Genomic DNA, 14126 nt, shown 5'->3' with positions numbered 1-14126 from the left:
TCACGAACGAGGTCGACTAGCTGGGCGGCAGCGCCTGGTAAGCGTCAACCGCCTTCTGCAGGCGATCCAGCGCGGCTCCGTAACCACTGAAGTCACCAGTCTGTTGCGCAGACTTCAATGCATCCATGGCAGCGTTGACCTCTGCCAGAGCCTTCGACACATCTTCCGATGATGCCGGACCTGTAGGCGTCGTCGGCGCCGTCGGCGCGGGGGTGGTCCCGGTTCCCGCCGGCGGTTCCGTCGTGGCAGTTCCACCCGGTGCGGTGGCAGCACCCGCGGCTCCACCATTGTCGAAGACCTGATCGAGCGCCTCGGCCAACGTGGATGCGTAACCGACACGAACCCTGCTGCCAGCCTTCGCAGACTCCTGGTAACTCACCAGAACTCGGGAAAGCTGCGGGAACGAAGTCGTTGTGTTACTTCGCTCGGTATACATGGGTTCGACGTAGAGAATTCCACCCTCTGCGATCGGCAAGGCCAACTGGTTGCCGTATCGGATCGTGTTGGTTCTCTCCAGCAGTGCCTTCTCCGAGCCCACGCGAGCATCCGAGATCATCGAGTTCTGCGACTGTGACGGACCCTGCGTCTGTTTGTTGACGGGCAACTGCAGAACAGTGATCTTGCCGTAGTCCTTCGGATCCGAATTCACGGTGATGTAAGCCGACAGGAAGTCTCGCTGGAATCCCACCATCGGACTTGTGAGCCGGAACGACGGCGCGCCGGTTTCCTGGTCCCCCACCATCACGTAGTACGGCGGTTCATTTTCCTTCGAATTCTCCACCGTCGGCTCGTTGGGCACCGACCAGAAAGCGTTGTTGGTGAAGAACTCGGTCGGATTGTCGACGTGGTACTTCGCCAACATTTCCCGCTGAACCTTGAACAGGTCTTCGGGATAGCGGAAGTGTGCCCGCAGATCGTCCGAGATATCACTCTGCGGCTTGACCGTGTCCGGGAACACACCCTTCCACGCATTGAGTACCGGGTCGTTGTCGTCGACCTGATAGAGCGTCACGGTGCCGTCGTAGGCATCGACGGTTGCCTTGACCGAGTTGCGGATGTACGAGACTTCCTTCTTCGGCAACAAACGACCGGTCGTTGCATCCACACTGTCCGCGACCAGTCCGTCCAGCGAACTGCGCTGTGCGTACGGGTAGTTCTCCAGCGTGGTGTACGCATCGACGATCCAGACGATCTTGCCGTCGACTGCGGCCGGGTACGCATCTCCGTCAGTGGTCAACCACGGAGCAACCTGACCGACGCGATCGCGAGGATCACGGTTGTAGATGATCTTGGAATCCGAACCGACGGCACCCGAGAAGAGAATGTTCCTCTCCGTGTACTTCGCCGCGAAAGCCAAGCGATTGACCCAGTTTCCGATGGAGACGCCGCCGGAACCGGTGTAGGTGTACTTGGTCTGCTCCGTGTCGTATTCGCGAGCTTCCGAACCACCGGCACCACCGACGATTGCGTAGTCGTCAGCGCCTTGACCGATGACCTCGCCGTAGTAGATGCGCGGTTGATCGACCTTGATGACCTGTGTTCCCGCGTCCTGCGAGGCGATGTCGCTGACCGTGTAGATCGGGTAGCCCGCATTGTTGTTGTTCGCGTTGTCCTTCGTCGGGTCCAGGACCGGCGCAGTGATCTTGTTCGCCGGAGCGGCCACCAAGCCGTCGCCGTGGGTGTAGACCGTGTGCTTGTTGATCCAGTCCGTCTGGTTTCCCTGCAGGTTGTTCGGTGAGATCTCACGCGCCGCCACGATGTAGTCGCGCATCTCACCGTCGATGTCGTAGCGATCGATGTCGAGCGAGGGCGGGAACCCGTAGAAGTTCTGACGCTGTTGCTGCTGGGTGAAAGTGGGCGACAGAATGTTCGGATCGAGGAGACGAGCATTGGCAATAGTGGTGACGTCTGCCGGCACCTCGCGCGGAATTGCGTCGCCGTCACCCGAGTAAGGCTGATATGTGACCTTGTCGTCCGTGATTCCGTAGGCCTGCCTGGTGGCCGCGATGTTCCGCTCGATGTACGTACTCTCCTTGTCCGCCGCGTTGGGCTTGACGGAGAACTGCTCGACGATCATCGGCCAGACTGCGCCTACGAGCACGGACGAGAGAACCAGCAGAGCAACGGCCATAGCCGGGATACGAAGGTCGCGGGTGAAGATCGCAGCGAAGAAAGCCAAAGCACAGATGATCGCGATGGACATCAATATCAGCTTTGCCGGGAGCACAGCCATGATGTCCGTGTACCCCGGGCCGGTGAACGTCGGCTCTTTACGGCCGCTCGAAAGCAACGAGTAGCGATCGAGCCAGTAGGCGACGGCCTTCAACAGCACGAAAGTGCCGGCCAGAACAGCCAACTGCACACGAGCGGCGGTAGTGAACGTCCCCGCTCGTCCGGCCAATTTGATTCCACCGAAAACGTAGTGGGTGATCAGATTTGCCACGAAAGCCAGCAGGATCGAGACGAACAACCAGTTGAGAACGAAACGGTAGAACGGCAGATCGAACGTGTAGAAGCTGACGTCCATGTTGAACTGCGGATCGGTGATACCGAATGCCTGGCCGTTGAGGAACAACTGGATAGTGACCCAGTTGGCCTGCGCGATGAGACCGGACAGGATGCCGATCGCTACCGGAATGATCACGCCGAACAGACGAAGACGCGACATAACGGTGGTGCGGTAGCGCGCGATCGGATCATTGGGCCCGGAGACCGGGACGAACACCGGGCGTGCGCGGTACGCGAGAAGCATCGCGAGCCACACGATGGCGCCGACGACAATTCCGACGACCAGGAAGAGCACGAATCGCGTCAGCAGAACCTTGGTGAAGACACCGCGGAAGCCGACTTCGCCGAACCACAACCAGTCCGTGTACATGCCGATCAGTCGCGGCCCCACGAGCAGCAAGGCCGCCACTACGACAGCCACCACCAACAAGATTCGACTGCGTCTGGACAGAGAGGGTAAACCTGCGGGGGGCCGCATGCCCACGTGCCACGCTCCAAGATTTGGCGACGCCGTGGCGTCGCAACCGATTGCATCGATCACTGCGGCCACGCCCGAGTGGACTTGGCCGTTTCCGACCACTCTACGTAACAACGGTCACGGGTTGACAACACGGAGAGCGGGGAGCCGGACAGAAGGTGGGAGGATGAACGTGTGAGTGAAGAGAATATGAGCAGATCACCGAGTGCCCTCGCCCGGTGCGTTCATGAAGTTGTCGACCACATCGACGCCGAAGGCTGGGATCAGCCGCCGAAGCTGTACGCGTTGGTACCCACCGAAATGCTCGCCGCGGCCGAACCCGGACTGCTCGACCAACTCGCCGAGGGCGCCGAATACACACCGATCGAACAGGAATCGCTTCCCGAGGACATCATCGGCGGTTCACGGGCACTCGACGAGTTCCTGGCGACGACGCATTGGCCCGAGTCCGTGCAGGGTTGCATCCTGGTGCAGGAGATCGTCGTCCTGCCGCCCGAGGCGGAATCGGATCTCGACCACGCCACGGCGCCGGTGTTGACCGATCAGCACGCGGCGGACGAGGTCGCGCGGCTGACGGCCAACGCGCATCCCGATCGACGCGAGGCTCGACTGTTCGTCGGCGTGCTCCGTGACGGTCCCTCGCTGTCGCTCCTACAGATGCGTCCCGACGAGGATGCGGATCCGTACGGTGACTTGGAACTGCTCACCTACGACGGTCTTGCACCTCACCTCGTGCACGCCCTGTACGCGACGCTCGACGAGGTCGAAGAAGACTGACAGAGTCGTCGGCGGCCAGGCAGCTTTCAGCAGCGGGGTGCGTCGCCACCCGTGTTGAGGCTTTCGAGTGAGTCCACTGCGCCGGGCAGGTTGTCGACCTTGACGAGTCGAAGCCCGTCCGGCGCATTCTGTTTCGCCTCGTCACAGTTCTGGGCCGGCACGAGGAAGGTCTCAGCACCGGCTTCGGACGCGGCGATCAACTTGTACCTGATGCCGCCGATCGGACCGACCTCGCCGTCGGAGTCGATGGTGCCCGTTCCGGCTACGAACTTTCCGCCGTTGAGCTCCCCCGGAGTCAGCTTGTCGACCAAGGCCAGTGTGAACATCAGTCCGGCAGAAGGACCGCCGATGTCGGCGAGATTGAACTGCACGGTGAAGGGAACGTCCGGGACCTCGCTGGGTGTGACGCCGAGGTAACCCGATTCGGGCTTGTTGGGCCGCGCCCCGACGGTGACCGGCACAACGGTCTCCACACCCTCACGAAGGACGGTGACGTCGATCGCGGTGCCGGGCGCGATCGCACCGACCGTGTCCTGAACGCCGGTGATGGTGGTTACCGGAGTGTCGCCGATCTTGACCAGGACGTCGCCTTCTTGCAGGGCACCCGCAGCGGGACCGTCCGGAGTCACCTTCGAAACAGTCAGTGCCACCGGCTTGCCGAGAAAGTGCAGTGCCGCCAACTCGGCACTGTCCTCGGATTGCTGGAAGTCGGCCGTGTTGGCCTGCTGAATCTCTTCCTTCGACTTCTCGGGCGGATAGATCTCCGAGCGAGGGACGAGTCCGTTGCTGCCACTCGCCCACAGTCCGAACGCTTCGAAGATGTTGAGGCCGTCGCGAACCGACACCGTTGTCATGTTGAGGTTGCCGTCGGTGGGATCGACCTCGGTCCCCTGGATGTCCACGACGGGCTTACCGTCGACGTCGCCGAGCGTGTTGAAGGTGGGGCCCGGACCGAGTGCGACATAAGGAACAGTGACCATTGTTCCGACGACTCCCAACACGACGATGGGTGCGAGTGCGGCCAAGAGCGTCACTATCCGTCGATTCACCTGATCCAGAGTAAAGCGCGAAGGCTCCGGAGCACCGATCGCACCGCCTGAGCGCCGTGCGTGTTCGCCGTCAGCGTGACTCGGAGGGCGACTCCGACCGCTCGAGCCTTGTACCGTTGAGGTATGAGCAATATGCCGTTCGGCTTCTCCAACTCCGACGACGATCCCGATCGCGACAAGAACGCGGCGGGTGGCAATCCGTTCGGGGGTGGTGACATGCCGTTCGGGTTCGGCGCGGGCGGTGAGGGATTCGATCCGGCTCAGCTCGGCCAGATGCTCACCCAGTTCGGGCAGATGCTGAGCGGAATGGGCTCGTCGATGGGCCAGGGCGGTACGTCCGGCCCGGTCAACTACGACATCGCCAAGAAGCTGGCACGCCAACAGATCGGATCGGTCACACCGATCACCGAGGGCAACGTCAAGGCGATCGCCGACGCCGCGCACCTGGCCGAGATGTGGCTGGACGCCGCGACAACGCTCCCTGCCGGAGCGAGCCGCACTCTTGCGTGGACTCCGAACGACTGGCTCGACAACACGATCGACACCTGGAAGCGACTCTGTGATCCGGTGGCCGAGAAGGTAGCGGGCATGTGGGTCCAGGGTCTTCCGGCCGAAGCACAGCAGATGGCTGGCCCGATGCTGGGCATGCTCGGCCAGATGGGCGGACTCGCGTTCGGCTCGCAATTGGGCCAGGCACTCGGCCAACTGTCCACCGAGGTGCTCTCCTCCACTGACATCGGCCTGCCCCTCGGCCCCGAAGGCACCGCGGCCCTTCTCCCGGCTGCGGTTCAGGCTTTCAGTGAGGGTCTCGAACAGCCGCATCAGGAAGTTCTGGTCTTCCTCGCCGCGCGGGAAGCCGCTCATCAGCGCCTTTACAGTCACGTTCCGTGGCTGCGCCAGCGTGTTCTCGCGACAGTGGAGGAATACGCCCGCGGAATCACCATGGACTTCTCGGCGATGGAAGAATTCGCCAAGGACCTCGATCCATCCGCTCTCACCGATCCGAGCAAGCTCGAAGCGTTGATGCAGCAGGGCACGTTCGAGCCGCAGAACACACCGGAGCAGAAAGCCGCTCTCGAACGTCTCGAGACTCTGCTTGCGCTGGTCGAGGGCTGGGTGGAGACGGTCGTCACCGCCGCACTCGGCGAGCGACTGCCTGGTGTTGCCGCGATGAGCGAGACGTTGCGGCGTCGCCGTGCCACCGGCGGCCCCGCCGAACAGACCTTTGCGACGCTGGTCGGACTCGAACTTCGTCCTCGCAAGGTCCGTGAAGCGGCCGGTTTGTGGCAGAAGCTCACCGCGGAAGCCGGTATGGACGTTCGCGACGGCGTCTGGTCGCATCCCGACCTGATGCCCGATTCGAGCGATCTCGACGCACCGGACGGATTTGTCGCCCGTGTCCTCGGCGCCGGCGAAGCCGGTAATTTCGACGACCCGATAGCCCAGCTCGAAGCCGTCGTGGCAAAAGAGCGTGCGGCCGAGGCAGCGATGGACAAGACCCGCGAGGACGACGAAGAGAAGTAATCCCTTCACGACCGATTTTCGCAGATCAGCCGCGATGACCGCCTGTGGATAACTGCCGCTGACGGGGACTCGCCGAGGGCCCGTCGTGCCAGCATCGAATGATGACCGGTCACACACACGACGACACCAGACAAGACAGCACTTCACAGCGATCCGCGGGACCTCGATGGGACCCGCGGATCGCTGTTCTGTCGCGCCCGGATGGTCGACTGCAGCTGGGATGGACCCCCGGACATGCCGTCCTGCTGACTCTGCCTGTCGGGGTCGACGATCGCGCGGTGAAGTCGATCCTGCACAAAATGGACGGCTCGAGATCCCGCGCAAACATCCTCTGGGAAGCGTCGAGGCGCGGGATTCCCACGTCGGTGACGGAGGAGTTGCTCGAGCAACTCGCCGATTCCGGTTTCGTCCACACTGCCCGCAGAAGCACCGCGACGGTACGGATTCACGGTGTCGGTCCGCTCTCTGACGCCATCGAGCGCGCACTGGTCGCCGGCGGGGTCAGCACGCGTCGCTCGCGCGGGTATCGCAACACCGACGTCGTGCGCACGTGGAACGAACAACTGGTGGTCCTGGCCGACGACGTCGTAACTGATCCTCGTCTGGTCAGCGATCTCGTTCGCTGCGGACTCCCCCACCTTTCCATCCGCATCCGCGACGGCAACGGTGTGGTCGGGCCTCTTGTCCTGCCTGGTCAGTCGAGTTGCCTGCGGTGCGCCGACATCCTCCGATCCGAACTCGACCCTCATTGGCTTCATCTGTCCGCGCAGCTACTCGGCAGCGCAGGCCACGCGGAATCGGCGATGATCCATGCAAGTGTCGCGCTGGCCCTGGCCGAGATCGACTCCGCATTATCGGAGACAGCGGCGACGCATGCGGCGAGCCTGTCGTCGACGCTCGAGATCGCGCTGCGTCCGTATCGGATCACAACCAGGCGCTGGCCTCGGCAAATATCCTGCAGTTGCCAATACCTGGCACCTGTTTCGGGCAAAGGACGCCCCAGTCAGACATGATGGTGTGGTGTCCGAGATCCCACGCAAGAGTTCTGCCCGTACTGCCAAACTCGCGAGCATCCCCCTGGGGATGGCCGGTCGCGCCGCCATGGGCTTCGGACGCAAGCTCGCCGGCGGTGACAAAGGCGAGATCGACGCACAGTTGAGCGCGAAGGCCGCCGAGCAATTGTTCGCGGTGCTGGGCGAACTCAAGGGTGGCGCGATGAAGCTGGGCCAAGCGCTCAGCGTCATGGAGGCGGCTATTCCGGAGGAATTCGCCGAACCGTACCGCGAGTCGCTGAACAAGCTTCAGGCCGCTGCCCCACCGCTGCCGACCAAGCAAGTACACAAGATGCTCGACCAGCAACTCGGAACCAAGTGGCGCGACCGATTCCAGTCGTTCGACGATGAACCGACCGCGTCGGCAAGCATCGGGCAGGTTCATCGAGCCGTCTGGGCGGACGGCCGCGACGTAGCCGTGAAAGTTCAGTACCCCGGCGCCGACGAAGCTCTACGCGCCGATCTCAAGACCCTGGGCAGATTTGCCGGTCTCTTCGGTTCGGTCATGCCCGGTGTCGACGTACGGCCCGTGATCGAGGAGTTCACCGCGCGCACGGAGGAAGAACTCGACTATCGGATCGAGGCGAACAATCAGCGAGCTTTTGCCAAAGAGTTCGACGGAGATCCCCAATTCGTGATCCCGCACGTCGTGGCGAGCGCGCCAAAAGTGGTCGTGACCGAATGGATGACGGCAACCCCGTTGACCAGAATCATCGAGAGTGGAACGCCGGAGCAGCGCAATGCGGCCGGTGCACTACTCGCCGAATTCCACTTCGCGTCTCCGGCCCGTGTCGGATTGCTCCACTGTGACCCGCACCCCGGCAATTTCATGCTTCTCGAGGACGGCCGACTCGGCGTCATCGACTTCGGTGCTGCTGCGCCGTTCCCGAACGGACTGCCACGGGTTCTCGGCACGATGGTGCGCTTGGCTGTCGAGGAACAATTCGACGAGTTGACGGAGTTGTTGCGCGCCAACGGTTTCGTGATCCCCGGACGCACGGTGACCGACAAGGAGATCGCGGATTACCTGCGACCCTTCACCGACCCGATCCAGACCGAGTCATTTCACTTCACTCGGGCATGGCTGCAAAAGGCCGCCGGAACCGCCACTGACTTCAACAGTGCGCAGTTCCGAACGGCCCGTGCACTCAACCTTCCGGCCGAGTATTTGATGATCTTCCGTGTTCTTCTCGGTTCGGTCGGCATATGCGCCCAGTTGGACGCATATGCCCCGTACATGGAAATCCTGACTCGTTGGTTGCCAGGGTTCGCGGAGCCGGTTCTGGATGACACCGGCTCCGCCGACTAAGACACCGGCTCCGCCGAATAGGGCTCTCACGCGCACACAAGTTGCTTGCGTGGGCGCCCTCTCGGTCTCTTGCGCGCTATGACGGCCCCCTGATCGAGGATCTCGCCGCCCCACACCCCCCATGGCTCGGCGCGGTCGAGAGCCGCACTGAGACAACGGGAACGGATGGGGCACTGCGCGCACAGTGCCTTGGCCTGCTCGAGTTCGGCCGGAGCTTCGGCGAACCAGAGATCGGGGTTGGATGCCCGGCACGGCAGGTCGCGGCGGGTGGACGCGACCTCGATGAACGTGACTGCAGCCGAAGTGACGTCGGTGGAAGTTACTGCAGTGGTGGAGTTTTCGGATTCCACGCGGATTGTCTGGGCAGACAACTCGGTCTCCTAGTGCTCGGATGCGAAACTGTGTCGCACGATATGGGTTCGATGGGTGCGAACCTGAGCCGAGTCGGAAACCGGATAAAGAGGGGTATCCAACACAAAGGCCACGGTCCGCAGGGGCTGCGGGTCCGTGGCCGTAAGTGAACGGATGTGTCCTACCGAGAAATACCTCGATGGCTTAAGAACACGGACTCGACAGCTGCTTTCTTTGCTGCTGCTTGAGGGCGCAGGCGGAACGCATGCTGCGCCCATCCCGCTGCACGCGGCAGCATGGGGGCGGCAACAGCGAACTTTGCGCTTGCGCACGCTTCGTAAGAGATCAAGTTCGTCATTTTTTTGCCACCTCCATTTCGTGTCGGTCCGGATAGTTTCTGCGCACAGGTTGCCCCGTAACACTGAAAACCAGAGTAGAGAATCTGCCGAATCTGCACAACCTATTTTTGACCTGCGGTTATGTAACTCACCGTTGTCGATTCGGATGTGTTGTCAGATATCGAGTGTTGCCGCTCGCAGTTCACCGCGAATGACAGATAGTACGTCTTCCCCGAAGTTGTCGAGTTTCTTCGGCCCGATTCCAGGGATCGAAACCAGTCCACGATTATCTTGTGGTCGTTGTTCGGCAATAGCCATCAGTGTGTTGTCACTGAAGACGACATAGGCCGGAACTTTGAGTTCTCGGGACTTGTCCAGACGCCAGGCCTTGAGGTGCTCGAGCAATTCCAGGTCGACATTGGACGGGCATTTTTCGCAGCGCCCGAGCATGGTCGCCGACGTCCCGATCAACGGTTTGCCGCAGACGCGGCAGCGCGGACGCTTCTTGTTCCCCGACGACGGCGCGGCAACGCGCGAAGCCGGTGAGTCCTCGGGGATGAGCCCGTTGAGGAACCTCGACCGGCGACGGGACTTGCGTCCACCCTCATTGCGGGCCAATGCCCAAGACAGCTGCAGATGCTCGCGGGCGCGGGTAACACCCACGTACAGAAGCCGACGCTCCTCCTCCACCGCGACGTCGTCGGCGCCCGAATTGGCGTCGCCGAGAACGTGCTGGATCGGCAGGGTGCCGTCGTTGAGGCCGACCAGGAACACCGCATCCCATTCGAGTCCCTTGGCCGCGTGGAGCGAGGCCAGCGTCACACCTTGCACGGTCGGTGGGTGCCGCGCCTCGGCTCGGGCCGTGAGCTCCTGTAGAAGCCCGGTGAGCGTCAGTTCAGGTTCGTGGACAAGTTGTTCTTCGGTGAGCGCCACGAGAGCCGAGAGCGAAGCCCAGCGCTCGCGTGCCTGAGTACCCGAAGGCTCTTCGTTGGTCAGGCCGAGCGGCGCGAGCACAGCGCGGACGAGTGAGACCAGTGCTTCGCCGTTGTCTGCACCTTCGGGGAGGTCGTCGCGTCCAGCAGCCTGACGCAGCGCTGCCACCGCCTGACGTACCTCGGTGCGAGTGAAGAAGCCCTCTCCACCGCGCACCTGGAACGGAATGCCCAGCTTCGTCAGGGCCTGCTCGTGCGCCTCCGACTGAGCATTGATCCGGTACAGAACAGCGATCTCGGCCGCAGGGGTGCCTGCCGCGATCAGCCGTTTGATCGCCCGCGCAACGCCGAGTGCTTCGGCCGGCTCGTCGTCGAACTCCATGAACTCCGGCTCAGGCCCCGGCGCGCGCTGCCCGATCAGCTGCAGACGCGTCCCGGCGATCCGCCCGCGCGCCGCACCGATCACGCGGTTCGCCAACGACACGACCTCAGGGGTGGAGCGGTAATCCCGTTCGAGCCGAACGACGGTCGCTTCGGGGAATTTCCGGGAGAAGTCCAACAGATAGTTGGGGGTGGCTCCGGTGAAGGAGTAGATGGTCTGATTCGCATCGCCCACCACGGTCAGATCGTCTCGGTCGCCCAGCCAGGCGTCGAGCACACGCTGCTGCAGTGGGGTGACGTCCTGATACTCGTCCACGACGAAGCAGCGATACCGCTCGCGGAACTCGTCGGCGACTGTCGAATGCTCTTCGAGAGCTGCCGCCGTGTGCAGTAGGAGATCGTCGAAATCAAGCAGCATGCCGTCCTGGCCGCGTGCTTTCAGCTCTTCGTATGCGGCATACACCTGGGCCACCTTGGTGGCATCGACCGGTGCCTCACGGCGAATCTTGGCGATCGCGCGTGGGTAATCCTCCGGCGCGATCAGCGACGCCTTCGACCACTCGATTTCACTGGCGAGGTCGCGGACGCTTTCCGTGCTGGTGGACAATCCCACCCGGGCTGCGGCACTGCTGACAACGGCGAACTTTCGGTCCAGCAGACGCCACGGCGTGTCGCCGACAACCTGCGGCCAGAAGTACTTCAGTTGACGGAGAGCAGCAGCGTGAAAAGTTCGAGCCTGCACCTGCGGCCCACTCCCGCCGACGCCCAGCTCACGGAGACGTCCACGCATTTCCCCGGCCGCACGAGCGGTGAACGTCACGGCAAGCACCTGACCGGCCGACACGTGACCGTCGGCAACCAGATGAGCGATCCGGCGCGTGATGGTGCGGGTTTTGCCTGTTCCAGCGCCCGCGAGGACACATACCGGGCCGCGTGGCGCGAGCACGGCGGCCGATTGTTCTGGATCCAGTCCGGTGTCCGCAGGCATGGGGACCATCATGGCAGGACGTTCCGACACTCCATTCGCCGCGCCCGACGGTATGTGGGCAAGAGAACACGGGCCGATACGGAACAACGCTCTCGGTCGTGGTGTTATATCGGCCGTGACTTCTACCGAAAATGCGCCTGCCCTGACCATCTACTCGACCACGTGGTGCGGCTACTGCCGTCGCCTCAAGACGCAGCTCAACGCGTCGGGGATCGAGTACACCGAGATCGACATCGAGAACGATCCGGCAGCAGCCGATTTCGTCGGCAGCGTCAACGGTGGCAATCACGTCGTTCCGACCGTGAAGTACGGCGACGGCAGCGTTGCGACCAACCCGTCGCTCAACCAGGTCAAGCAGGCTCTGGGTCTGTAGACCTTCTCCGGCTGCTACTTGACCCAGCTCTCGAGCATTCCGCGAGCGATGGAGATCGACCCGGGCAGCAGCAGTGGCGCGTCCGCTTCCGAACCCCAGTCGCCGAGTTCGAGAGCGGCGCGCACCTCGTCCTTCGTGAACCAGGTGCCCTCGGCGATCTCGCCGTCCGCGAACAGCAGCGGAGCGGCGGGGTCGCCGATTGCGGCGAAGCCCAACATCACCGAGCGAGGGAACGGCCAAGGCTGGCTCCCGAGGTATCGAACGCTGTGCACGTCGATACCGACTTCTTCCTTGATCTCGCGGACAACACACGTTTCGAGTGACTCCCCGGCCTCGACGAATCCCGCGAGAATCGAGAAACGGCGCTGCGGCCAGGTCGGCTGACGCGCGAGTAGAACTCGATCGCCGCCGTCGTGCACCAGGCAGATGACCGCCGGATCCGTTCGGGGAAACTCCTCGTGGCCGGTGGACGTGGAAATGCGTGACCAGCCGGACATCGTGGGTTCACTCGGTGCGCCGTCGATAGCGCTGAATCCGGCACTGTCGTGCCAGTTGAGAATCGCGACGGCACCGGTCAACAAACCGGCGTCCGCGTCGTCGAGTGTTCCGCCGAGCATCCGCAATTCAGACAAAGTGCCCGCCAGCAGCGACACCCGCACCGCCCAGACGTGGCGATTCTCCCGAATTCCCAGGAAGACCGCGCCGCGCACCGGTTCGGGCCCCAACTCGGTTGCCTCGGCGAAGACCAATTGACCTTCCGGCGACACCTTGACCTGACCCCGTGAATTCACACGGAGGAGCAGTGCGTCCGCCCAACCCGTCGTCAGTGCAGCGGCGTCCGACCGCAATTCCTCGGCGCGGCCGACGCTCGAGCGTGAGAGCAGAGGTGTTTCGGTCAGCTGGAAGTCGTTCACGCTCACGACATTACTGCGCGCACGAAGCTCGGTAACACTCAGTTCGTGACGCGGCGAATGTAGAGCAGTCGATCGTTCTCCTCGACGGCGTCCACCTCGGGCGAACCGACGCGAACCAGACGGCCGTCACGAACGACCCCGAGCACGATGTCGGAGAGATGACGCGGAGAGCCGCCGACCTCGTCGCGCTCGACGGCACGCTCGGCAATCGCGAATCCGGCCTCCGGAGTCAGCAGGTCTTCGATCATCTCCACGACGGTCGGCGTCGTGGTCGCGATGCCGAGGAGTCGACCCGCCGTCTCCGAGGACACGACGACGGAGTCTGCGCCGGACTGACGCAGAAGATGCGCGTTGTCGGCTTCACGGATGGCTGCGGCGATCTTGGCTTTCGGCGCGATTTCGCGGGCTGTCAGCGTCACGAGCACTGCGGTGTCGTCACGGTTGGTTGCCACGATGATCGACGACGCATTCTGCGCACCTGCCAACCGAAGTACGTCCGATTTCGTCGCCGAACCGAACACCGTCACCAGGCCCTTGCTCGCCGCCGAATCGAGGACGGTCTGATCGGTGTCCACGACCACGATCTCCGACGCCGGTACACCGTCACCGAGCATTGCTTCGATTGCCGTCCGCCCCTTGGTCCCGTATCCGACGACGACGGTGTGATTACGCACGTGCTGCCTCCAACGCTGAATTTTGAACGCCTGACGCGAACTCTCGGTCAGAGCTGAAAGTGTTGTTCCGACCAACACGATCAAGAAGAAGATCCGAAGTGGCGTGATCAACAGGACGTTGACCAGGCGCGCCGACGGCGTGAACGGAGTGATATCGCCGTAGCCGGTGGTCGAGAGCGAAACCGTCGCATAGTAAATGCAGTCGAGCAGCGACAGCTCGTTGTCCTGTGCGTCCCGGTATCCCGCGCGATCGATGTACACGATCAACACGGCGGCGCCGAGAGCACCCAACGCGATGAGAACTCGCTTGTAGATGGCCCGCGCCGGACTTGTCTGTAGCTGGGGAATGCGCAGCACCCCGACAAGGGCGAAGTCAGGCTGATCGGTCAATGCTTCCGACCTGGTCAAACGCGCCCGGAGCTTACCGGCCATACATCGACTCTCTCACTCGAACTTACGAAATACCTACACGGACATC

11 protein-coding genes are annotated in these 14126 nt (G+C 62.7%); 5 read left to right on the top strand and 6 right to left on the bottom strand.

Going from position 1 to position 14126, the window contains the following annotated elements; all coding sequences use genetic code 11:
• Window positions 1–16: 16 nt before the first annotated feature.
• On the bottom strand, window positions 17–2992 hold the full coding sequence (locus ACVZUB_RS11460; RefSeq protein ID WP_030534991.1) for a UPF0182 family protein: 2976 nt from the start codon (window positions 2990–2992) through the stop codon (window positions 17–19).
• Window positions 2993–3160: 168 nt separating this feature from the next.
• Between ACVZUB_RS11460 and ACVZUB_RS11455 the strand changes: the two genes are divergently transcribed.
• Window positions 3161–3763 carry a PPA1309 family protein gene (locus tag ACVZUB_RS11455; RefSeq protein WP_019747831.1) on the top strand — a complete coding sequence of 201 codons (603 nt, stop codon included), beginning with the start codon at window positions 3161–3163 and terminating at the stop codon, window positions 3761–3763.
• Between the two features lie 26 nt (window positions 3764–3789).
• Here ACVZUB_RS11455 and ACVZUB_RS11450 read toward each other — a convergent pair whose 3' ends face one another.
• Entirely contained in the window at window positions 3790–4812 is a 1023-nt protein-coding gene (locus ACVZUB_RS11450; RefSeq protein ID WP_037130086.1) for a YlbL family protein, read from the bottom strand.
• 123 nt (window positions 4813–4935) lie between these two features.
• Here ACVZUB_RS11450 and ACVZUB_RS11445 point away from each other — a divergent pair, with 123 nt between their 5' ends.
• The 3 genes from ACVZUB_RS11445 (at window position 4936) to ACVZUB_RS11435 (ending at window position 8697) form a co-directional block, all read left to right on the top strand.
• On the top strand, window positions 4936–6336 hold the full coding sequence (locus ACVZUB_RS11445; protein ID WP_042450102.1) for a zinc-dependent metalloprotease: 1401 nt from the start codon (window positions 4936–4938) through the stop codon (window positions 6334–6336).
• 98 nt (window positions 6337–6434) lie between these two features.
• Complete coding sequence (locus ACVZUB_RS11440; RefSeq protein WP_482628426.1) at window positions 6435–7349, top strand: hypothetical protein; 915 nt, start codon at window positions 6435–6437, stop codon at window positions 7347–7349.
• A gap of 4 nt (window positions 7350–7353) precedes the next feature.
• Entirely contained in the window at window positions 7354–8697 is a 1344-nt protein-coding gene (locus ACVZUB_RS11435) for an ABC1 kinase family protein (RefSeq protein WP_172403528.1), read from the top strand.
• 26 nt (window positions 8698–8723) lie between these two features.
• On the opposite strand, the gene ACVZUB_RS11430 is transcribed toward ACVZUB_RS11435, so the two are convergent.
• Window positions 8724–9047 carry a WhiB family transcriptional regulator gene (locus tag ACVZUB_RS11430; RefSeq protein WP_003942321.1) on the bottom strand — a complete coding sequence of 108 codons (324 nt, stop codon included), beginning with the start codon at window positions 9045–9047 and terminating at the stop codon, window positions 8724–8726.
• 513 nt (window positions 9048–9560) lie between these two features.
• The gene (locus ACVZUB_RS11425) at window positions 9561–11699 is read right to left on the bottom strand and encodes an ATP-dependent DNA helicase UvrD2 (RefSeq protein WP_482628425.1); all 2139 of its coding nucleotides are present in this window, start codon (window positions 11697–11699) and stop codon (window positions 9561–9563) included.
• A 103-nt stretch (window positions 11700–11802) separates the two neighbouring features.
• On the opposite strand from ACVZUB_RS11425, the gene ACVZUB_RS11420 reads away from it, so the two are divergent.
• The gene (locus ACVZUB_RS11420; RefSeq protein WP_003942350.1) at window positions 11803–12060 is read left to right on the top strand and encodes a mycoredoxin; all 258 of its coding nucleotides are present in this window, start codon (window positions 11803–11805) and stop codon (window positions 12058–12060) included.
• 14 nt (window positions 12061–12074) lie between these two features.
• Here ACVZUB_RS11420 and nudC read toward each other — a convergent pair whose 3' ends face one another.
• Entirely contained in the window at window positions 12075–12974 is a 900-nt protein-coding gene (gene nudC / locus ACVZUB_RS11415; RefSeq protein ID WP_007731249.1) for an NAD(+) diphosphatase, read from the bottom strand.
• A gap of 38 nt (window positions 12975–13012) precedes the next feature.
• Window positions 13013–14080 (bottom strand): potassium channel family protein, encoded by a 1068-nt coding sequence (locus ACVZUB_RS11410; protein WP_003942296.1) that lies wholly within the window; start codon window positions 14078–14080, stop codon window positions 13013–13015.
• Window positions 14081–14126 lie beyond the last annotated feature (46 nt).

It is taken from the genome of Rhodococcus sp. OS5 (assembly GCF_056837585.1).
The sequence above is the reverse complement of the archived record's forward strand: the minus strand, read 5'-3'. Positions and strand labels throughout refer to the sequence as shown.